This is a genomic window from Clostridioides sp. ZZV15-6598 (genome assembly GCF_020657705.1).
In the GTDB taxonomy this organism is placed as follows: domain Bacteria; phylum Bacillota; class Clostridia; order Peptostreptococcales; family Peptostreptococcaceae; genus Clostridioides; species Clostridioides difficile_F.
In genome coordinates this window covers 1-22,114 of the sequence record NZ_JAGWCS010000034.1, presented here as the reverse complement: position 1 = coordinate 22,114, position 22,114 = coordinate 1, and the positions used below count along the sequence as shown (strand labels likewise).

Here is a 22,114-nt window from a genome sequence, read left to right as displayed (position 1 = left end):
AATTTTTTAGTGCCATAATACTAGATGCTCTGAAATAGGTCCAAGCGCTAAGGCTGGAAAAAATGTTAAAGCACCAACAATTAAAACGACCAATACTAAAATTATTGTAAATGTGAAATTATCTGTTCTAAGTGTTCCTATGCTTTCATTTACAGAGTTCTTAGATGCTAATAAACTTGATATTGCAAGTAATATTATAATAGACACATATCTTCCAAAAAACATAACTATACCTGTTGTTATATTCCAGAACATAGTATTATCTCCTAAACCTTCAAATCCTGAGCCATTATTAGCTGCTGAAGATGCAAACTCATATAAAACCTGTGATAATCCATGGAATCCAGGATTTGAAATTCCCTCAAGACCTGCTGGTACCGCTACTGAAAGTCCAGAGAACATAAGTATCAAAAGTGGATGTAATATAATAAGTAAAGCTATAAGCTTCATTTCTTTTCCTTCAATTTTCTTAGTTAAGAATTCAGGAGTTCTTCCTACCATCAATCCACATAAAAATACTGCTATTATAGCGTACATTAGCATATTCATAAGGCCTACACCTTTACCACCAAAAACAACATTAAGCATCATATTTAAAAGTGGTACTAATCCTCCCAGAGGAGTTAAAGTGTCGTGCATATTGTTAACCGTACCAGTTGTAAATGAAGTCGTCACTGTCGTAAACAATGCTGATTGAGCTATACCAAATCTAACTTCTTTACCTTCCATACTTCCCATGCTTTGATTAAGTCCTAATTGTGATAAAATAGGATTTCCTGCACTTTCTGCTCTAAAGCAAACTACTAAACCTATTAAAAATATGATTGACATTGCACCAAATACAACCCAACCTTGTTTTTTGTTCTTTATCATATGTCCAAATGCAACAACACAAGCTCCTGGCAATATCATCATAGATAACATCTCTACTATATTTGATATTATTGTTGGATTTTCAAATGGATGTGATGAATTTGAACCAAAAAATCCTCCACCATTTGTTCCTAAGTGTTTGATTGATTCAAGTGCTGCCACAGGGCCTTTAGCTATATCTTGAAGTTTTCCTTCTATAGTAGTTACGGTTTCTGTACCAGCAAAAGTCTGTGGTACTCCTTGTGTAACTAATATAATACCAACAATTAAAGCTCCTGGTAAAAGTACTCTTGTTGTTATTCTAATTAAATCTACATAAAAGTTACCTAATGTTTTCTTTTTACCTACTAACCCTCTTACAAATGCCATAGCAGCTGCATATCCTGTTGCTGCTGATGTAAACATCATGTATATTATCACTGTCATTTGACTAAGATATGAAAGCCCTGATTCACCTGAGTAATGTTGAAGATTCGTGTTTGTCATAAAACTTATTATTGTATTAAATGATAAACTTTGTTCCATACCTTTAATTCCATTAGGATTAAAAATATGCATGCTCTGAGTTCTAAGTATTACATATCCTATAAACACCATGACTGCATTTGTAACTAATAAAGCTAAAGCATATTGCTTCCAATTCATTTCTTTTTTCTTATCTATGCTACATACCTTATATATGCAATTGTCTATTTTATCAAACACTTTATCTCCAAGTGTTTTTTGATTAGTGGATATATGATATAAATATTTACCCATAGGTATTACTAAAATCATAAATATCGCCAATACTATTACTATCTGTACCATAAAAATTTTCCCCCCAATTCAACTTGCTTATTACCTCTATACTATTTAGAATTTCTCAGGATTAATAAGCGCATACACCAAATATACTATCAACATTACAATTACAACTGCCAGAAACCACATAGGTAATCCCTCCATATATTACATTATTTTTTTTCAGTTTGTTTCCCACACCAGCCAGCAATCAACTTCATGGAAATAAATCCTATAGCCAATGATGCTATCATCACTATATCTAACATTTCGACTCCTCCATTTACTTTAGTTTCTTTGATAAGTTTTGGTTTCATATTGCTACTTCATTTATCTTATCATTTTAGGTATAAAGATAGGGTTAAGATACATCTATTATTGATTAGTATTGCATAAATATAAAATCGAGCTTTTTAAATGAAATTCTAGAAATCGTATTCCTAGAAATTTTAATATAATATAGTAGTTTAAAATCATAAAAATTAAAATAAAATTATCTCTTCTATACTTAATTTAGACATAAAAAAAGGTGGCAAGTTTGCCACCTTTCAAAAATACTGTTATTTAGTTTATATTAACATTCTGGAACTATATCATTACTCATATCCATATCTAAATTTTTACCATGATAGTAAATAAAATCAATTACTTTACCACTAATCGTAACAGCAATCAAAGAATAAAAAATATCAAACGCTGATAGATAAAATAGTGATAACAACAATACAATAACATCTGTTGCTAGATAAACTTGCCCTATGTTCAAAGATGTAGTCTTAGAAATTACTAATGCTAAAGCATCGTCTCCTCCCGATGCACAACCTGCTTTTACTATTATCCCTACTCCTACTCCTACAGTTACACCTGCCAAAATAGTTGATAAAAGCATATTTTGTGATTGTGGTACAAGAGGTCCTATAGCTTCAAATAAATCATATAATACTGAAAAACTTATAGAAGCTACTATTGAATATATTAGGAATTTTTTACCGAAAAATTTATATCCTACTAAAAGGAGTAAACCATCAATTACAATATTTGCTATTGCTGGTTGTATGTTGAATAAATTTTTTAACAGTAGTAAAATACCTAACACTCCACCTTCTGTTATGTTGTTTAGATAGTAAAAATTATAAACTCCAAATGCCAATATTGCTGAACCTAATAATATAAGTCCAATCCTTTCTAAAAATAACCGCCTGGCCATATATATCCCTTCCTTTTTCTTAATTTATATATATTATATACAAAAGGATTGGCTTTGTATACCACACTTTTCAAATCTTTAATTATACAAAATTTTTTTATTTTTTTCAATAGTTTTTTTATGTTTTTTTTTGTTTTTTTAGTAATTCTTTTGAACCTTAGCATTTCCAATGCCTTAAATGTTTTCTCATTTTACATAAGTTTATATTAATTTGACTTATAATTTAGTATAAATAAGTCTTTGTTTATATTAATTTTTTATTTGTTTAGAAATACTATCCAATAACTTATCACTAGGTTAGATTTAAAAAGAGAGTTACTTTAGAAACTATATAAAGTAACTCTACAAATCTTATTTATTATCTATAATATCTTACCATTCACCCTTAAGTTCTGAAATATTGTCCTTGTTGACTTCAACTTGTTTAATTTGTGTAACAGGTTCAACTTTTTCACCTTTAAGGAAATTAGATGCCTTTTCTATGACTAATGCTCCTTCTTCAATAGCAGACATATAAGTTGTACCATCTATTAACCCATCAGTTACAGCTTTTAATCCATCTTTACTTCCACCTAAACCTATAACTTTAACTTTATCTTTAAGACCAGCATCTTTTAAAGCTTGTCCTGCTCCTGTAGCAGAGTTATCATCTTGACATATTATAACATTAAAATCAGTTTTCTTTTGAATTAAATCTTCTGTTACCTTTAATGCCTGCTCTTTCTCCCAATTTGAAGTTTGGTTATAAACTACTTGTATATTGCTATCTTTTAATTCTTTTTCAAGACCTTTTTTTCTTAATACTTGTGGAGTAGTTCCTGGAACGCCTTCTATTAATACAGCTTTTCCACCAGCTTCTCCTAACAAGTTTTTAGCAATTTTACCTGTTAATGCTCCTGTTTCTTCCTCATTTTGTCCTATATATGTAACTAAGCCTTTAAATTCTCCAGTTGGATTACTTCCTATAGAATTTGTAAATGCTATTATAGGAACTTCTGAATCATTAGCAGCCTTAACTATTCTCTCACTTACAGCAGAATCAACTCCACATAATGCAATCATATCTACTCCTTTAGCCATAAAATCTTCAGCTTGTGATAATTGTTTACTAGCATCCCATTGAGCATCCGCATATTCTACATTTACACCTAATTCTTTAGATTTTGCATCTATACCTTGTTTAGTTGCTACAAAATAACCTGTTGAACCTGGTAGCAATACTGCTATCTTTTTTTCTCCATCTTTTCCTTTTGCACCATCATTTGAACATCCAACTAAAGTGAATATCATAACAAGTGATAGTAATAATGCTAAATGTTTCATTAATTTTCTCATAAAAAATTTCCCCCTCTTATTTTTTATCTTGAAGCAAGCTTTTTCTTGCTATAAGAATCAAATCCAACTGCTGCTAAAATTATTAAACCTTTAAATATGTATTGGAAATATACATCTATTCCAAGAAGATTAAAACTGTTGTTTATAACACTCATAAGTAGCACACCTATAACAGTTTTAAGTACAGAACCAGAGCCTCCTGCTACCGATGTACCTCCGATTACAACAGATGCAATCGCATCCATATCATATCCTTCACCTGCAATCGCAGTTGCAGTTCCAAGTCTTCCAGTTAGTACAATCCCAGCTATTCCTGCAAGTACAGCATTAATAATAAATACTTTTATTTTATGAGAATCTACATTTATACCATTGAGTTTACTTGCTTCTTGATTGCCTCCTACAGAATAAACATATCTACCAAACTTAGTTTTATTGAGTACAATAAATGAAGCTAACACTACTATAAAGAAAATTACTACTGGTATTGGTATATTAAATAAATATCCATTTCCAATGTAATCAAGTATTGGTATATTTTCAGTAATTGGATATCCTCCTGTAAGCATCAAAAGCAATCCTCTTACAATAGTAACCATAGCCATAGTAGCTATTAGCGATGGCACATTTATCTTTGCAACTACTATTCCATTTATTAATCCTATCACTGCACAAATCGCTATACCTAAAAGCATAGATACAAATAAATTAGTTCCACCAGTCGCAAATTTCATCGTTATAGCACCTGCAAGAGCTGCCACTGCTCCAACTGATATATCAAAATTTCCAGATATTATAACAAAAGTCATACCAGCTGAAATTATTCCAATTATAGAAGATTGTCGCAAAAGATTAAGTATATTTTGTTTACCTAAAAATGATGGAGTTGCAACACTTATCGCTATACATAAAGCCAAAAAACCCAATAATACTCCATAATCTCTTAAATTCAATTTCTCAAAAGCTTTTTTCATCTCAGTCCTCCATTTTTATTTCTTTTATACATTAAATATACTGTTCATTATATCTTGAACTTTTATATTCTCATTTTTTAAATCATCTACAATAGAACCTTCTCTTGTTACTAAAATTCTATCACTTACTCTTATTACTTCTTCTAAATCAGAAGATATAAATATTACTCCTATCCCTTTGCTTGAAAATTCTTTTATTGTATTAAATATATCTTCTTTTGCAGCAATATCTATTCCCTTTGTCGGTTCATCATATATTATTAAATCTAAATCTTTCTCTAGCCATTTAGAGACTACTACTTTTTGTTGATTTCCACCACTAAGTTCTTTTACTTCTTGTTTTACATCACTAACTTTTATTCCTAGTTCCTTGACACCTTTTTTAGAAAACTCAATTTCTCTATTTCTATCTATAAACAAGAATTTCTTAAATTTATCAATTTGTACTGATGCCGAATTAGTATATATAGCTTGTTCCAAAATTAACCCAAGATTTTTTCTATCTTCAGGGATTAGCCCTATTTTATTTTTTATCGCAACTTTAGGAGAACTTATATCTACATTTTTACCATTAATAAATATATCTCCACTATCTTTATTATCTATTCCAAATATCAAATTTATAATTTCAGTTCTTCTTGAACCTACAAGACCTGCAAGACCTACAACTTCACCTCTATAAACTTTAAATGAAACATTTTTTATTTTATTAGACCAACTTACATTCCTAACATCTAATATAGGCGCTTCTTCATACTTTGCAAATGTATAATCCTTCTTCTCGATAAGTTTGTGATTATCATTTCCTGTCATAAGTTGAGTTATTTTTAATTTAGTTAAATCTTTTACATCATAAGTTCCAATCATAGTTCCATTTTTCATTATACTTGCACTATCACATACCTTAAAAACTTCCTCTAGTATATGAGAAATGTAAACTATAGTCTTACCTTTAGATTTCAATCTGTTTATTATTTTAAATAATCCTTCTTTTTCATTATTAGTAAGTGATGTTGTAGGTTCATCCATTATGATGATTTCAGAATTACATGAAACTGCTTTCATTATCTCAACCATTTGTTGATTTGCTACACTCAAATTAGACACTACTACATGTGGATCTATATTAAAGTCAAAGTCTTCACAAATTTTCATGTATTCTTCTAGCATATCTTTCTTATTTAAAAACACAATTCCTTTTAAGGTTTCTCTACCTAAAAAAATATTTTCAATAACTGTAAGGGTTGGTATTAAACTTAATTCTTGATAAATTATACTAATGCCATTTTCTTTAGAATGATGTGGATTTTTAAACATTATTTCATTGCCAGCCAAAATCACTTTACCTTTAGTTTGGGAATGGACTCCTCCTAGAATCTTAATAAGTGTAGATTTTCCTGCTCCATTAGCTCCTAAAAGGGCTCTTACTTCTCCTTTTTCTAGTTCAAAATCTATACCATTTAAAACGTCTACCTTTCCAAAACTTTTATATATTTGTTGCATTTCCAGTATTTTACTCACTATATCACCTCACTAATTCCTAAACCAATTTATAACTTCATCAATATTTTCTTTTGGTGCTGATAACAAATCCCAAGATAGCACATACCCTTTTACTGTTGTCTTATTTATGTTTGAAATATTTTCACTTATATATTTAGGTGTAACAGGGGCTATAATTTCTTTTTTATTTATTTCAATACCTACATATATATCTTTAACAAGATTTTTTGTCATAAAATCGATTTCCTCTAGTACAAACTCTATAGGATACATATCTCCCTCATATTCTCTAATTCCTAAAATCTCTAAGAATTTTTTTTTGGCGCACTCTTTATTTTCATGTACAGATTCATCAATCAGTCTTTCAAATTCAAATGGTAAACCTGCTGGAGCTTTTGTAATTCTATACATCATTGGTTTTATAAAATCTGCTACTTCTTGTAATTTTTCTAAATCTTGACCCGTAAAGTAAGAGATAAAAGGAGAAAAAGTGTCTATACCTATTTTCAATCCTTTCCCTTTAAAATAGCTGCTTATATCTACTAGTGCATTGTATATATTTTGACTCTTTACTTCAAAAAAAGCTTCCCATATTTTATTTTTAAATTTGTATTTTCCATTAATGTATTCTGTTATACCAAATGGAGTATCTTCACTAACTATAACTTCATTAGATATGCTATCCATTTCTATCATTAATGACTTTTTATCAATATTATTTTTTTCATATATATCTAAACAATCTTTACAAAAACAATTAAAAACACCATTTAATTTATTCGAAAAAGAGCCATACCTTATCTTATCTAAAAAAATTCCATCAAACTCAATTTCACTAAAATAAGTACTATATATTTTCTTTATGTTTTCTATATTTTCCTTATTATTTGGACAATAAAATTCAAAGTTTTCATCTTCTTGTAATTCATATCCTTTAACTTCTTTTCCAGTATAATCAACTAATAGGTTACTTTCTTCAAGTAATCCTATTTCCGAAAAGCATGGGAACCAAAGATATAATTCAACATTATATTTTTTTAATAGTTTTTTAGTTTCTACATATAGTTCTTTATCCACACTCCAACCCATGATAACCTTTTCTATATCAATACATTTCATTAATTCTAATAGCTTACATTTTATATCATTAAATTTTATTTCTTTATTTTTAAATCCACCTGTAAAAATTTGTACAACTATCTTTTTCCTATCCATGTTTGACCCTCCTATTAGCTAATGCCATAGCAAGTCTTATGCCTCCATATACTGGCTGATTTTCTTGAAGTATAAATTTTAACTCTTTATCTGTATTTTCTTCCCTTAAGTTGTTCATTAACATTTGAGCATATATAGTTCTGTTTAATGTTCCACCAGATAAGACTATATCTATTTCACTTTTATTATTTTTCATTGAATTAGATATTTTACTTAATATTACTTGAGCTAATTTGGACAGTTCAATTGATGACTCTCTCAATATTTCAATAGCTAATTTATCACCTCGTTCAGCACATTCAATCACTAATGAAGCTAAGTTTGCTATTTCAACATTGTTGTTTATTTCAGTAATCATATATGTAAGTTTCTTAAAGCTATCTGCATTAAAGAAATCTAAAACACAATCAAATAAGTCACTATACTCATGGCACTCATCACAATAAAGTAAAACTTTCTTTAATACCTTTCTTCCTATATCATATCCAGAACCCAAATCACTAAAATTATATCCCCATCCACCAGCTCTATATATATCTCCATCTTCCCTAATTCCTAATACAATTGAACCTGTACCAGCTACAATTACTAGACCAGGAGCATCAGTCTGTGCATAAAAAGCTAAAACTGCATCATTTACTAAATATATTTTTTCTTTGTTAAGCCCAACTTTTAATATTTCATCCATTATAATCTTGTAATCATTTGGAGAATCACATCCAGATATACCAAATACAGTGTACTCAATATCGTTATAATCAATATGTAAGTCTTTTAATATTTTCTCAAATCCATTATTAATATTTTCATATGTTTTTTGAATTCCAACTGACTTATAATTAGTTGAACCAGTAGTATGTTCTTTAAGTATATTTCCATCTAAATCACTTACACAAAATTTTGTTTTTGTTCCCCCTCCATCTATTGAAATCAAATATTTCACATTAATATCCTCCTTTTTTATTAGATAAGGAATATTGGTAGTCAGTTTCTTTTAAACACATACTAATTACTCCATTTATACTTCCTTCTCTCAATGACTCCACTTTTATTAGCCTAGGGAAATTTTCTCCTCCAACACTCTTATTTACATCTTCTTCTATAAATTCCATGTCACTTTTAGTTAATATATTGCATTGTATAATCATAGCTTCTGGATTTAAAACACAGACAAGAGTCCTTACAAAATTTGATATTATAGATAAGATTTCTTTTTTAAATTTATTATCTTTGCTCTCTAAATATCTTTTCCTTAAACTCATAATATAATCTTCAATATTTAAGTTATCGTAGTTATATTTACTAAACTCTATATTTAGATAACTTAGTTCTCCAGCAAAATTTGTAGAGCCTAGATATAGTTCACCATTTATAACTATACCTGAGCCAATACCATCCTCTAAATACATAAGTGCCATATTTTTATATTCGTCTTTGTACTGCTTTTGATAAATTCCAATAGTGGTAATATTTGTATCATTCTCTATAAATACTTTAGTATTATATTTACTCTTTATTAAATTTTCTAAATCTATACCTTCCCAACTTTTTATTGTTGGTATATTTTTGACTACACCTTTTTTTACAACTCCTGGAACACCAATACCAATCGCTCTTATATTGTTTCCTTTTACTTTTTCAATCAAAGTATCTATAACAAAAAAAGTATCATGGTTAACGTTTTCATACGTATCCATTCTTATATTGAACTCTTCTTGATAAGTTATCTCACCTAATAAATTTGCAACTACTCCTATACAGCTGTTTCTATAATAATATAGGGCTATTATATGTTCTAAGTCTGCATTTATTTCAAACAGTTGAGCTCTTCTTCCTCCAGTAGATTCATTTAATCCACTTACTTTAACTTCATTTTTCAAAGCTAATTGTTCTACAATTTTATTAACTGTTGCTAAACTCAATTCAGTAATACTTGAAATTTCTGGCTTTGTTATAGGTCCATCATTTTTTATAATATTTTTTATTAAGTCTTCATTTACTTTTTTTATCGTTTGTGGTTTTCCAACTATATTTTTCATAAACAACACCTTACTTTATAAACTTTATTTATTAAGTTTAGTATAATAGTTACAGGTTAAATTTGTCAATATTATTCCAATAAAAAAGAAATAAATTTAAAATAGATTACTTCTAAATTTATTTCTTTTAAATTCTCAACTATCTACAAACAATTTTTTCTAAAATTTTATTTTTTATTTCTTTAAGCCGAAAAAACAGCTGGGCACCACAAACCTTCGTTCTGCTAGCTTTTAAGCTCTCTAACGTTCCATAATCAGCCTCAACAACAAAGTAAACGATTTTCTTTCCAGTTGGTAGCGATAGCGTGGTGATTGCCCGTAAGGGTGCGTAGCCACTCCACTTGTGGAGGTTTTATGGAAGCAGAGCATTCCTTGCCGGGGGATTGGAGGCTGGCCTCCAACAAGCGGATTTTCTCAATTTGGGTAAGATACAAATTGATAAAATCGTATGAGTTTGTACACTCATACCCTGCTTGCCACTATTGTAATCCCATTTATTAGCTACTTGCGATTATACCAATAAGGCGAACTGCGCAAAATGCTCATAATCGCCCTATAAACAGAAACCATCTATCACACAAACTCAACTATCACTATCTCATTTCCGTCAATATCGCGTAAGCGAACCTCGTAAGTTCCCCAATCATATCTAATGGCTTCAGACAGTGGAATCCCTTTTTCCTTCAAACATTCCATTGTTAAATCAAGAGTTTTTGTTTGAAATACAAATGATTGATGTCCAGTCGGATGTACGTTACATTTTTTACAATCCCATATACAAAGAGTCGGTGCGTTTTCTATAAAGCCAAGATAAACCCCATTTGAATTGTCATCATCGGTTTTAATAAAGGGTATTTCTAATATTTGCCTATAAAACTCAATAAGTTCTTTCGCTTGCTCAGAAAAAATATTTGTGCAGTAGTATCCTGTTATCATCTTCTCACCTTCCAATAATCATTTTTTATCCAATCACAAAATATAAATAATCTTCTTCTGTTCGCCTTATCCACCAAAGACGAAAAAGCATATGTTTCTTTGATTTTCTGCTGGAGAAATAACTATTTTTTATTCCAGTATATATTTTTTATAACAATTAAAACTATCTCTATCTACTTCTTAAATCTAACTTCTGCTGCCTTTGCATGTGCATATAATCCCTCTTCTTTTGCTAACTTTTCTGCAACAGGAGCTAATACTTTTATAGCTTTTTCATTTAATATTTGTTTTGTACAAGTTTTTATAAAAGTGCCAACCCAAACACCACCAGTATATCTTGATGCTTTTAATGTTGGTAGTGTATGATTTGTACCTGAAACATAATCACCAAATACTTCAGCAGACAAGTTACCAATAAATAGTGAACCATAGTTAGTTAATCTACCACAAATATCATCATACTCATTTACTGCAACTTCTAAATGTTCTGGCGCATAAAAATTACTTATTTTAATGGCTTCCTCCATATCATCAACTATAATTATCTCTCCATTATTTTCCCATGAACTATATGCTATATCCTTCGTTGGTAAATCTTTTAGCATAGTTTCTATATTTTTTTCAACCTCTTGTGCTATTTCTAAACTATCAGTTAATAATATACCTCTTGCATTTAAATCATGCTCGCATTGTGCCAACAAATCAGCTGCAATATAAACTGGATTTGAAGTTTCATCAGCTATTATAAGAACTTCACTTGGACCAGCTACAAAATCAATTCCGACTTGCCCATAACATTGTCTTTTAGCTTCTGTTACAAACTTATTTCCTGGTCCTACGATTATATCAACAGGTTTAATCTTTTCTGTACCATATGTAAATGCTGCTATAGCTTGAACTCCTCCAGTTGCATATATTTCATCAGCTCCTGCTATATCCATAGCTACTAATGTTTTGGGATTTATATTTTTAGTGTTTTTCATTGTTGGTGAACATGCCACTATTCTTTTTACTCCTGCAATTTTTGCAGGTATTATAAGCATAAGAGCTGTTGAAAACAAAGGATATTGTCCGCCTGGAACATATGCAAGGCATGACTCTATAGGAATATTAGTTTGACCTAAAATAACGCCTGGATAGATTTCCTTTTCAAAAGAATTTTCGAAACTAGCCTTTTGGGTTTTTGCAAATTCTCTTATATTTTTAGCTGCTATTTTCAAATTATTTATAAATTCATCATCTACATGTTTATAGGCCTCTTTTATTTCTTCTTCAGTAATTCTGAATTCATCTCTTGTGTTTTTATCAAACATTTCGTTATATTTTTTCAAAGCAATCTCTTTATTATTTCTTATATCTTCTATTATAGAACTTACTTGTTCTCTTAATATTTTTTCATCTACCTTTTCTTTTATATTTGCTTTTTTTATACTCTTCATCTTTTACCTCCTAGTTTTATAATGTTATCATTCTACCAATAAATAAAAACTCCCACCCTCTATCAAGAGCTAGAGGATAGGAGTTTAATCATATTGTACTCACCTCACTGACTGAGCACTATTTGTCTAATAACTATACTTATATTTCTGTTAATCTTTCTGAATTTTCTCTTTATTATACATAATATGATATATTTTAACTATTAATTTGTCAATAAAATTTTTTATCTTCTACAGCAATTGCAATTACATCTATCACATTTGCATCTGTCACATTTGCATCTGTCACAATTACACTTATGACATCTACATCTATCACAATCATGGTTATTATTGTTGTTTCCATTTCTTCTAGCTTCACATTCCATACCTTCGTCAAAGAATCTTCTAGACTCTTCTAGAGATTCTATACCTTGATAATTATAAGCTGAGTATTCATTCCAAGATCTTTCTGCTTTGTCCCACATTTTTCTAGCTTCACATTCAAATTCTCTTGCTTCTCTTCCTCTTTCTTCAGCTTCACAAAATGCTTCTCTTGCTTCTCTTTCTCTTTTTTCTGCTTCTCTTCTAAATCTATCACAATTTCTGTTTCTGTCTCTATCACAGTCTCTATCTCTATCTCTGTCACAGTCTCTATCTCTATCACAGTCTCTATCTCTATCTCTGTCTCTATCTCTGTCACAGTCTCTATCTCTATCTCTGTCTCTATCTCTGTCACAGTCTCTATCTCTATCTCTGTCTCTATCCCTATCACAATTTTGGAACCATCTTGATGTAGAATAACTTCTTCTATACCAATCTCCTGAACATTTATTATTTCCCATATAGCATATCTCCTTTTAATTTTTTTATGAGATGTTTTGTTTCATCTCATAGTATATAGTATTAAAATTTTCAAAATATGTTACATAGAAACCTATATTCTTTTCTTTTTAGCTTATTTTCAACATTTTATTCATTTTTTCACAATATCCTTTGTCTTTTATTAGACATAAACTGTTATTTATTTCATACTCAGAATCAGCATAAACCATAATAGCAAGCTCATCATCATCATTTAAAATATCATAGTTTACTAAGCAATTCCCAACTATATTCAATATTTCATCTTTATTACATTTTTTAAATCTAAGAAGTGCTCCACATTTTTCTCTAACTATTTTATTTACTTGTATTCTATCTTTAGTAAAAGAATCTATACTAGAAACTCTGTTATCTATTATATCAATAACGTCTGAGTAAACTGCACTTCCTGTTGCTAGACTTCCAGCTCCCTTACCTACAAAAGAAACCTCTCCTACTGAATCTCCATTTACTATGACAGCATTGAATTCATTGTCTATTCTAGCAAGTATATTATCTTTTTCTACTAGGACAGGTCTAACAAAAGCACTTACTTTATCATTTTCATACTTACTTTGACCAATTAATTTTATCTTACAATTTAATTTTTTTGCATATTCTATATCTTTTTCATCTATATCTGTAATTCCTTCTAAATACACATCTTTCCAGTATACTCTATTGTCATAGGCTAGAGTTGACAATATTGATAGTTTTCTAGCAGCATCATATCCTAATACATCTGACTCTGGATTCGCTTCAGCAAAACCTAATTCTTGAGCTTGTTTTAATGCCATGTCATAAGACAAATCCTCATCATACATTTTAGATAATATAAAGTTAGTAGTTCCATTCAAAATAGCATTTATGCTGTCTATATTATTTCCTTCTAATGATTCTATTATTGGCTTTAATACTGGTATACCTCCAGCGACTGAAGCTTCAAATTTAATACTTACTTTATTTTCACTAGCTAATTTTGCAAGCTCAGCTCCACATTCAGCTAGTAAATCTTTATTTGCTGTAACAACATGAATTTTATTATTTAATGCTTTTTTGATATAAGATAGTGTTGGTTCTAAACCACCCATAACTTCAACTAGTATATCTATATCTCTCTCAAATATATCATCTATATTATTAGTTATTATATTAGAGTATTTTTTTTCTTTATGTTTTTCTAAATTATTAACTAAAATTCCAACTATTTCTATATTTCTTTTCTCTTTATTATTATCTATTATATCTATAAGTCCACTTCCTACAGTTCCATATCCTAGTACTCCAATTTTCACTTTATTTTGCATTTTATTTTCCTCCTAAATTTATAATTTTCCGTTTTTTTTAAATTTTCAATCTTTTATTGTAATAAAAATAGACCCATCCCTATATAAAGGGACGAGTCTATACTCGCGGTTCCACCCAATTTGATTTTTGTCAATTATTGACAAAATCCACTTTGTACTTTAACGCAGTTAACGGTTAATCTTACTAAAACTCTTTTTAAAGTAACTTCAGATAACAGCTCTTAGGTAGTTTTCAATCCCTCTAATTTAAAAAGTCTTTCAGCCGATGGACTTTTCTCTCTGATAATCGAATTAGATTTACTCTTCCTATTCATCGCTTTTATAATTTTTTATAATTCCTTTTTATACTTTCAAACAATATTTTAAATAACAAAAAACTCCCATCCTTATAACATAAGGACGAGAGTATAATTCCCGCGGTTCCACCTAACTTAGTTTTCATTTCTTATGAAAACCCACTTTAAACTTTAACGTAGTTAACGACTATTCTTACTAAAATCTATTAATATAGATAACTTCGGAAAGTAGCTCCTAGGTAGTTTTCAATCTCTCTAATTTAAAAAGTCTTTCAGCCGATGGACTTTTCTCTCTGGCAATCGAATTAGATTTACTCTTCCTATTCATCGCTTTTTATTTATTATATTGTAATTTATTTTAAACCCTTCCAAACCAATTGTCAATAGTTTTTTTAATTTTATTTTTATACTTAATCTATAAATCCGAAAATTCTATTTCTAATTTTTTACTTAGCTCATTACTGAGTTCTTTTTTATAATTGCATTTTTCACTATTATTTTTGCTTCTAATTGGCAACGAGACAATAAATTCACTTCCAATACCAAGTTGACTTTTTAAAGATATATTGCCATCATGCAATTCAACTAAAGATTTTACCAATGAAAGCCCAATTCCACTGCCTTTAACTCTATAAGAAAGTTCATTGTCAATTTGTTCAAACCTATTAAATATTTTATCTATTTTTTCTTTTGGTATACCTATGCCACTATCAGATATTTTCATTTTAAACATATCATCTTTCACATATAAAAATATGTTTATTTTCCCATTTTCTTTGTTGTACTTAATTCCATTAGAAAGTAAATTTAATATTATCCTTTCCAATTTTTCTGAATCAAATAACATTGAAAACTCCTCTATTTCTGTATCAAATATAAGTTGTATATTATTTTGACTTGCAAAATCAGCTACAGACATACATATATCTTCCACAAATGATATTATATCAGACTCTTCTGGCCTGAAATCTAAGTATCCTGACTGCATTTTTGTAAAATCTATAACATTATTTACTAATCTCAATATTCTATTTCCATTTTGTTTTACTATACCTAAATTTCTTTTTAGAGTATCATTTGATTCTATTAAATCTGCCTCTTTCTTTTCTATTACTTGTAATGAAGATGATATTAAATTTATAGGAGTTCTAAGTTCATGGGATAAATTTGCAAAAAACTCCATTCTATTTTTATCCATCTCTTCTTCTAATTTTTTTCTTCTACTTATATCCCTTGCTGTACCAATTATTCCAATGACACTACCATAACTATCAAAATACGGTCTTTTTGTAATCTCAATACACTTATTTTCGTTATGTATAATCATATTTGACTCAAATGTAACAATCTTTTTATTTTCAACTACATCCTTATCACTTTTACATATCTTGTCTATTAGAGATTCTTCTTTTGATATTTTATGACTATTCTTCCCTAATAACTCTTCTTTATTCATACATGCTAAATTCAAAAAACCTGAATTAAATCCAATATAATTTCCATATACATCTTTATAAAACATATTCTCTGGTATTGAGTGTTCAATCATTTTCATTAAGTTTTTTGAATCATAATTTTTATTATTATATCCACTGTATATTACATTATCTATTATTCCTATAGTTCCTAAAAGTTCATTTTCATCATATAAGAAATATTTTTCAACCATAAAAAATGTTTCTTCATATTCAAATAGTTTTTGCAAAAATCTTTTTTTACTAGATATTCCTTCTAAATAGTCATCCCTAAATAATTTCCCAGTTCGTTCTCCCCATACTTCTATATCATTTTTTCCAAATATATCTTTTCTAGTTTTAATTTTATTATTTAATATTGATATTAAATTTTCACTACAATCTATATATATTCCTTCTTCATCTTTAACATAAGCTAATTTTTCTTTTTTATCAAATGAATCGATTATCTGTCTATAATCGAATACTATTTTACTAAAATACAAAACTATGTACGAATCTCCAACTATTTGTTTTCTTATGTTTATCCAATTTTTAAGTGCTGGAATATATCTTTTTATACAATCTACATCATCTGAGAACAACTCTTTGGAATATTTTTTTGCTCTAAATATAGGTAATACATCTAATATATTTTTATCACAAATTCCCTCTTCTAGTTTCAATACTTGACTCATACCTTTACTTATATATTCCACTCTATATTCTATATCTTCATGTTCTCTTATAATCTTACAGTATAAAAAAGGCACAGGTATATTTTTTATAAAATTCACATATTTATTATGGGTATCCATATCCTAACCACTACCTCTCAATGTTATTTATAATAATACTTCTTAAGTAATTATATGACATTTTTCTATTAATTATAACATATTTTATAACAAATATTTGTAAATAAATTTAATTTTATGTAATTTATTATTTGTTTATAATTATTTGTGTCGCTTTTTTTTCATCAGTAATGACATGTGTTATGTATCCAGTCTTCAATGCACCTGTTATTGAATCTATACTAGAATCTGAACATATAGCTATTACTTTTTTTGCCTTTTTTAATTTTTCAAGAGGTATTTGTATGACATAATCACTATCACTTTTAATTATTTCTCCATCTTTATTAAAATAGTAAGATAAAAAGGAACCTATCGCTTTCTCTTTTGTAAGCTTCTTTCCAAATCTAATCGCAGTAGCTTGGTCTGGAACCTGAGGATAATTATCAACAGATAAAATTATTGTATCTATATTATCCCATTTTTTCTCCATGCTTTGATAATTTTCAGTTTTCAAATAGATATCTCGTTCTTCACTACTAGTTGGAAATGCAGGCGCATATAAAAATACAGGACTAAATCCTGTACTATTTGAAAATACAGATATTAACTCATTAGGGTGATATCCTTTGTTTGGTATGTTAGCCATTCCAACTAATGGATATACTTCTCCTTTAAAAGTACAATTATCCTCACTCTTTTGTATTTCTTCTATTATATTACCTATAGTATATCCCCATCCTATACCGACATTACTAACCTTAGGTAATTCTTCTTTTATATATTTTATTCCATGACTTAGTATAGTCTGTTGAGTTATATATTCGGTTTTAGCTTCTGGTACTATTAGTCCACCTCTAATGTTAAATATCTCTTTCATCTGTTTCATCAGCAAGTCATTACTAGAAAATAATTCTCTAATCTCTATCTTTACTATTCCAATTTCTTTTGCTCTATTTAACATTTTACTTATTAGCGGTCTTGACACCCCTAAAACTTTTGCAATCTCTGCTTGAGTTTTATTATCTTCATAATACATTTTTGATACTTCTACTAATTTCAACATTTCGTTTTCAATAGTCATATTTTCATCCTTTCAAAGCTGATTCTAAGATAAAATTATCTCATTAGATAAAATTTGTCAAGTTGTATAAAAAATTTAAAAAGCCCAGAAAAATTCTGGACTTTTTAGCTTAAATACTAACATTCTTGCATTAATTCAATTATAAAACCACCATTAATTATAAACGCACATTTTAAGTTATCTCCTACTTTAAAAGGTTCTACAATTACTTCATTCTCACTTAGATATTTGTCCATGTTTTTTACTTTATATGCAACATGAGGATTTTTTTGCATTATTTCCGGAAGTGGACTTCCTTCAACAAATCTTAAGTATTCATATTTGAAATCCGTGTATTTTGGGTCTGTTATATATACCTTCAATTCTTCATTAAACTCTTCATACTCTTGTGGCTTATCTGTTATCACACCTATATGTACAAATTCCATAAATTTCCCTCCAATTGTATTACAACCTATATATTAAACTTAGTTTATACTACTTATATTCTTCTTTTAATTCTTCAAATAACTTATATGCTTGTTCTGGAGTATTATTTTCATGAACTACAGCCTTTATTGCCTTTATCATAGCTTTTGGGTTTTCTGATTGGAATACATTTCTTCCCATATCAACTCCTGCTGCTCCTTCATTTATAGCTCTATAAGCCATTTCTAATGCTTCTTTTTCTGGAACTTTTTTCCCTCCTGCTATAACTATTGGAACTGGACAAGCAGATGTTATTTTCTCAAAATCTTCACAATAATAAGTCTTTACTATACTTGCTCCAAATTCAGCTAACATCCTAGTGGCTAATAGAAAATATTTTGCAGTTCTTTCCATCTCCTTACCTACTGCAACGACACCCAAAACTGGTATTGAATATCTATTTCCCATATCTATTGTTTTGACTAAATTTTCTATAGCCTTACATTCACCTTCAGCCCCCATAAATGTCTGTATAGCTAGGCATGATGCATTCATTCTTATCGCATCTTCTATATCAACTCCTATAACCTCCCTACTCATATCCTCTCTAAGTACGGAACTCCCAGCTGAGCATCTAAGTGCTATAGCTTTATCTTGAGTTGGATTTATACACGTTCTTAAAGCTCCTCTTGTAGCCATAAGACAATCTGCATCTTCTATAAGGTCTGGTATTGAAAGGTCTAATCTTTCCAATCCTTGAGTAGGACCCATTATATATCCATGGTCAAAAGCTAGCATCAATGATTTTCCTGTTTTAGGATTAAATATCTTTGATAATCTATTTTTCATTCCCCAATCTACATTGTCCATTCCTTTTAAATAAAAACTCTGTTGAGGTGGTTTTATCCCTATTCCATAATCTTTTGGTAATATTATTCCATCTTTATCTGCCATTTTTTATCTCCCTTTAATTTAGTCTAATTTTTTTTAAAGTAAGGTGTATTGCATGGTGAATTAAAGTATCTCAATAATTCATCATCCATTCTAGCTATAAATAGTTGGAATCCAGCTGTTTCTTGAGTAGTCAAAAGTTCTCCAACACAATTTGAAACTATTTCTATATTTTTTTCTTGTAATATTTTATGACACTTTCTATAAACTATTAACATTTCCATTAAAGTAGTAGCTCCTGAACCATTAACTACTAGCATTACTTTTTCACCATCTTTGATATCCAAATCCTTTATTAAGGCCTGTGTCATTATCTCAGCAGTTTCATCAGCAGACTTCATTTCCATACGTCCACCTCCACCTTCTCCATGTTGCCCCATTCCTATTTCCATCTCATTTTCTCCAAGTTCAGAAATTACCATACCTGTAGATGGATGAGTTGCTCCTTTACATGCAACAGCTATAGTCGCCATATTATCAGCAAATTTTTGTGCTATTTCTGCAACTTCATCTAAAGATTTTCCTTCTTTAGCAGCCCCTGCTGCTATTTTATATAAAGGTATACATCCAACCAATCCTCTTCTATCATCACTGTTTTCTCTTGGTGCGTTTGCTATATCTTCTTGAGTAACAACTTTTCTAACATTTAATCCTTCTTTTTTAACTTGTTTCATAACAAGGTTTCCTGTCAACATATCTCCTGCATGATTAAGAACTACAAATAATACACCTTTCCCTTTGTCTGCCATCTTTATAGCCTCTAAACAAGAATTTGGTCCTGGAGCAGCAAATACATCTCCAACTACAGCTATATCAACCATTCCATCTCCAACAAATCCACTCAAAGCTGGTTCATGACCTGCCCCTCCTAAAGTAACTATTGTTACTCTGTCTTCTTCTTCCAACTTTTTGTTTATTACTAAATTTGAATCTGTAACTCTTAGTAAGCCCGAATTTGAAAGCTCTAAACCTTCTAAAACTTCTCTAGCTAAATCTTCTGGTTGGTTAATAAATTTTTTCATTGACATGATAAATCCCCCCTATTAAATTTGTTATATTGATTAATTGCTTTGTTAATCTCTTTTATAATGCATTATATAAACCTTTAAACATTAATGATATAGAAACAGCGCCTGGGTCCATATGTCCTAAACTTCTTTCCCCTATACTTTTTGCTCGTCCAAATTTTGCTATGTAAGTTTTAGTATTTTCGGCACCTTCTACTGCTTTCTCATAACTCACTTTAAAAACATCTTTTATGTTGTCACTTTCAGCATTATACATAGCATCTATTGCTGGGTATAATGCATCTACTAGTGTTTTTTGGCCTACTTTAGCAGTAGAAATAAGAGATAAATTTTCTCTTGCTTCAATAAACATCTCTTTTACTTCTTCTATTTTCAGTTCTTTTTTATCTTCTATCCCTTCAGCCATTCCCTCAAATATAGTTCCCCATAAAGGCCCTGCTGAACCTCCATTTACATTCATACATAAAGTACTCAAATCTTCATTAATTGATTTTATACTGTCATTATCACGTTCTTCTAAAGCTCTTTTTCTCATACAATCCGCTATTCTATCTATAGTAACTCCATGGTCACCATCTCCAACTATACCATCCAATTCACATAAGTATATCTTATTTTCTTTTAATATTTCTGCTGCACTTATCAGCATTTTTCTCCATGTAACTGTTGACAACATTGAATCATCTCCTTACCAATATCTTAACTCAATATTATCATATGTAATAACAAATGTAAATTATTTTTAGAAAACGTTTTTACAAAATTTACATTTGCAATATTCAATATCAATTTTTATTTTAATATTTCATTTCTTATCTTTCTAAAATACAATCTTGAATTTAATTCATAACCTACAACAATAACCCAACTACTAAAATATATCCATGTCATAAGTACAATTATTTCAGCTATACTTCCATATATTACTTCATAGTTAGCATAATAGTTTGTATAATAAGAATAGAAAAATGATACTACAAACCAAGCAAAGGTAGCAAAAATAGCACCTGGAGCAGACTCTTTCATAGTCAAATTCTTATTAGGTGTATACTTATACAAAAATGTAAATATTACTATTATTGTTGCAATACCTACAGTGTATCTTAGAATATCCCATATTTTTATGAATATCTCATCTAATCCTATAAAGTTAAAAATAAAATAACCTATCTTCTCTCCGTAAACCAAAAATATCATAGATAAAAAAATCAACACCAAAAGCATAATCGTAAATAAAAATGATATAGATAAAATTTTAAAAAAAGACCTAGTTTCTTTAACCTTATAAGCTCTATTCATTCCTTTAATAAGTGCTTTTACTGCTCTTGAAGATGTCCACATAGTAAGTACAAAACTGACAGCTAGAAAATTTAAACTTCTATTGTCTATTGCAGAAACTATAATTGAAGATAATACATCAAAAGCACTCTCTGGCATCATGTTTCTAAATAAGGCTATATATTTATTTAAGTGAAGAACTGGTATATATGCTATAGAACTTATTGTAAATATCAAAAAAGGAAATATAGACAGCATTAAGAAAAAAGATACTTCTGCTGATTTTGAACTTAATTCACTATAATTAGATTTTGCAACTATATACTCAATTAATTTTTTATCTATCCCAAACATAAATATCCCC

General features: G+C 29.2%; 21 protein-coding genes and 2 other annotated features. All 21 genes read right to left on the bottom strand.

The window, feature by feature from the left end:
• Positions 1-6: 6 nt before the first annotated feature.
• Positions 7-1,683 (bottom strand): potassium-transporting ATPase subunit KdpA, encoded by a 1,677-nt coding sequence (gene kdpA / locus KGF50_RS08835; RefSeq protein ID WP_255654823.1) that lies wholly within the window; start codon positions 1,681-1,683, stop codon positions 7-9.
• Positions 1,684-1,728: 45 nt separating this feature from the next.
• Positions 1,729-1,806: a K(+)-transporting ATPase subunit F gene (gene kdpF, locus KGF50_RS22540; RefSeq protein ID WP_227433307.1), complete on the bottom strand. Its 78-nt coding sequence runs from the start codon at positions 1,804-1,806 to the stop codon at positions 1,729-1,731.
• Between the two features lie 23 nt (positions 1,807-1,829).
• Positions 1,830-1,973 (bottom strand): hypothetical protein, encoded by a 144-nt coding sequence (locus tag KGF50_RS08825; protein ID WP_227847716.1) that lies wholly within the window; start codon positions 1,971-1,973, stop codon positions 1,830-1,832.
• A 257-nt stretch (positions 1,974-2,230) separates the two neighbouring features.
• A complete protein-coding gene (locus tag KGF50_RS08820) occupies positions 2,231-2,863 on the bottom strand; it encodes a YitT family protein (protein WP_227827442.1) in 633 nt (210 codons plus the stop codon).
• A gap of 372 nt (positions 2,864-3,235) precedes the next feature.
• Positions 3,236-4,198 (bottom strand): sugar ABC transporter substrate-binding protein, encoded by a 963-nt coding sequence (locus KGF50_RS08815; protein WP_227847715.1) that lies wholly within the window; start codon positions 4,196-4,198, stop codon positions 3,236-3,238.
• Between the two features lie 23 nt (positions 4,199-4,221).
• Positions 4,222-5,172 carry an ABC transporter permease gene (locus tag KGF50_RS08810; protein ID WP_227847714.1) on the bottom strand — a complete coding sequence of 317 codons (951 nt, stop codon included), beginning with the start codon at positions 5,170-5,172 and terminating at the stop codon, positions 4,222-4,224.
• Positions 5,173-5,196: 24 nt separating this feature from the next.
• On the bottom strand, positions 5,197-6,693 hold the full coding sequence (locus KGF50_RS08805; protein WP_227847713.1) for a sugar ABC transporter ATP-binding protein: 1,497 nt from the start codon (positions 6,691-6,693) through the stop codon (positions 5,197-5,199).
• A 12-nt stretch (positions 6,694-6,705) separates the two neighbouring features.
• A complete protein-coding gene (locus KGF50_RS08800) occupies positions 6,706-7,890 on the bottom strand; it encodes a hypothetical protein (RefSeq protein ID WP_227847712.1) in 1,185 nt (394 codons plus the stop codon).
• Positions 7,883-8,833 carry a BadF/BadG/BcrA/BcrD ATPase family protein gene (locus KGF50_RS08795; protein ID WP_227847711.1) on the bottom strand — a complete coding sequence of 317 codons (951 nt, stop codon included), beginning with the start codon at positions 8,831-8,833 and terminating at the stop codon, positions 7,883-7,885. Before KGF50_RS08795 ends, KGF50_RS08800 begins: the two co-directional genes overlap by 8 nt.
• Before the next feature lies 1 nt (position 8,834).
• Complete coding sequence (locus KGF50_RS08790) at positions 8,835-9,929, bottom strand: ROK family protein (RefSeq protein WP_227847710.1); 1,095 nt, start codon at positions 9,927-9,929, stop codon at positions 8,835-8,837.
• 573 nt (positions 9,930-10,502) lie between these two features.
• Positions 10,503-10,865 (bottom strand): VOC family protein, encoded by a 363-nt coding sequence (locus tag KGF50_RS08785; RefSeq protein WP_227847709.1) that lies wholly within the window; start codon positions 10,863-10,865, stop codon positions 10,503-10,505.
• A 173-nt stretch (positions 10,866-11,038) separates the two neighbouring features.
• Positions 11,039-12,304, bottom strand: a complete 1,266-nt coding sequence (gene hisD, locus KGF50_RS08780) for a histidinol dehydrogenase (protein ID WP_227847708.1) — start codon at positions 12,302-12,304, stop codon at positions 11,039-11,041.
• A gap of 224 nt (positions 12,305-12,528) precedes the next feature.
• On the bottom strand, positions 12,529-13,128 hold the full coding sequence (locus KGF50_RS08775) for a hypothetical protein (protein WP_227847707.1): 600 nt from the start codon (positions 13,126-13,128) through the stop codon (positions 12,529-12,531).
• 108 nt (positions 13,129-13,236) lie between these two features.
• Positions 13,237-14,454, bottom strand: a complete 1,218-nt coding sequence (locus KGF50_RS08770; protein ID WP_227847706.1) for a homoserine dehydrogenase — start codon at positions 14,452-14,454, stop codon at positions 13,237-13,239.
• 84 nt (positions 14,455-14,538) lie between these two features.
• Positions 14,539-14,777 (bottom strand) — a binding site (T-box leader).
• Positions 14,778-14,846: 69 nt separating this feature from the next.
• Positions 14,847-15,087: a binding site (T-box leader), on the bottom strand.
• Between the two features lie 78 nt (positions 15,088-15,165).
• Entirely contained in the window at positions 15,166-17,001 is a 1,836-nt protein-coding gene (locus KGF50_RS08765; RefSeq protein WP_227847705.1) for a PAS domain-containing sensor histidine kinase, read from the bottom strand.
• Between the two features lie 148 nt (positions 17,002-17,149).
• Complete coding sequence (locus KGF50_RS08760) at positions 17,150-18,085, bottom strand: sugar-binding domain-containing protein (protein ID WP_227847704.1); 936 nt, start codon at positions 18,083-18,085, stop codon at positions 17,150-17,152.
• A 116-nt stretch (positions 18,086-18,201) separates the two neighbouring features.
• The gene (locus KGF50_RS08755; protein ID WP_227847703.1) at positions 18,202-18,513 is read right to left on the bottom strand and encodes a hypothetical protein; all 312 of its coding nucleotides are present in this window, start codon (positions 18,511-18,513) and stop codon (positions 18,202-18,204) included.
• Positions 18,514-18,562: 49 nt separating this feature from the next.
• Positions 18,563-19,447 carry a 3-hydroxy-5-phosphonooxypentane-2,4-dione thiolase gene (gene lsrF / locus KGF50_RS08750; protein ID WP_227840300.1) on the bottom strand — a complete coding sequence of 295 codons (885 nt, stop codon included), beginning with the start codon at positions 19,445-19,447 and terminating at the stop codon, positions 18,563-18,565.
• A 23-nt stretch (positions 19,448-19,470) separates the two neighbouring features.
• Entirely contained in the window at positions 19,471-20,472 is a 1,002-nt protein-coding gene (locus KGF50_RS08745; protein WP_227847702.1) for a dihydroxyacetone kinase subunit DhaK, read from the bottom strand.
• Positions 20,473-20,527: 55 nt separating this feature from the next.
• Positions 20,528-21,148, bottom strand: coding sequence for a dihydroxyacetone kinase subunit DhaL (dhaL, locus tag KGF50_RS08740; protein WP_227847701.1), 621 nt, complete (start codon positions 21,146-21,148; stop codon positions 20,528-20,530).
• 116 nt (positions 21,149-21,264) lie between these two features.
• Positions 21,265-22,114, bottom strand: an 850-nt coding sequence (locus KGF50_RS08735; RefSeq protein ID WP_413926811.1) for a YihY/virulence factor BrkB family protein, incomplete at its 5' end; no start/stop codon positions are given.

Excerpts from the sequence above, each read along its gene's own strand:
- KGF50_RS08745 (WP_227847702.1), bottom strand. The coding sequence starts at position 20,472 with ATGTCAATGAAAAAATTTATTAACCAACCAGAAGATTTAGCTAGAGAA.
- kdpA (WP_255654823.1), bottom strand. The coding sequence starts at position 1,683 with ATGGTACAGATAGTAATAGTATTGGCGATATTTATGATTTTAGTAATA.
- KGF50_RS08790 (WP_227847710.1), bottom strand. The coding sequence starts at position 9,929 with ATGAAAAATATAGTTGGAAAACCACAAACGATAAAAAAAGTAAATGAA.
- kdpF (WP_227433307.1), bottom strand. The coding sequence starts at position 1,806 with ATGTGGTTTCTGGCAGTTGTAATTGTAATGTTGATAGTATATTTGGTG.
- KGF50_RS08825 (WP_227847716.1), bottom strand. The coding sequence starts at position 1,973 with ATGAAACCAAAACTTATCAAAGAAACTAAAGTAAATGGAGGAGTCGAA.
- KGF50_RS08800 (WP_227847712.1), bottom strand. The coding sequence starts at position 7,890 with ATGGATAGGAAAAAGATAGTTGTACAAATTTTTACAGGTGGATTTAAA.
- KGF50_RS08770 (WP_227847706.1), bottom strand. The coding sequence starts at position 14,454 with ATGCAAAATAAAGTGAAAATTGGAGTACTAGGATATGGAACTGTAGGA.
- lsrF (WP_227840300.1), bottom strand. The coding sequence starts at position 19,447 with ATGGCAGATAAAGATGGAATAATATTACCAAAAGATTATGGAATAGGG.
- KGF50_RS08820 (WP_227827442.1), bottom strand. The coding sequence starts at position 2,863 with ATGGCCAGGCGGTTATTTTTAGAAAGGATTGGACTTATATTATTAGGT.
- KGF50_RS08815 (WP_227847715.1), bottom strand. The coding sequence starts at position 4,198 with ATGAGAAAATTAATGAAACATTTAGCATTATTACTATCACTTGTTATG.
- KGF50_RS08755 (WP_227847703.1), bottom strand. The coding sequence starts at position 18,513 with ATGGAATTTGTACATATAGGTGTGATAACAGATAAGCCACAAGAGTAT.
- dhaL (WP_227847701.1), bottom strand. The coding sequence starts at position 21,148 with ATGTTGTCAACAGTTACATGGAGAAAAATGCTGATAAGTGCAGCAGAA.
- KGF50_RS08785 (WP_227847709.1), bottom strand. The coding sequence starts at position 10,865 with ATGATAACAGGATACTACTGCACAAATATTTTTTCTGAGCAAGCGAAA.
- KGF50_RS08760 (WP_227847704.1), bottom strand. The coding sequence starts at position 18,085 with ATGACTATTGAAAACGAAATGTTGAAATTAGTAGAAGTATCAAAAATG.
- hisD (WP_227847708.1), bottom strand. The coding sequence starts at position 12,304 with ATGAAGAGTATAAAAAAAGCAAATATAAAAGAAAAGGTAGATGAAAAA.
- KGF50_RS08810 (WP_227847714.1), bottom strand. The coding sequence starts at position 5,172 with ATGAAAAAAGCTTTTGAGAAATTGAATTTAAGAGATTATGGAGTATTA.
- KGF50_RS08775 (WP_227847707.1), bottom strand. The coding sequence starts at position 13,128 with ATGGGAAATAATAAATGTTCAGGAGATTGGTATAGAAGAAGTTATTCT.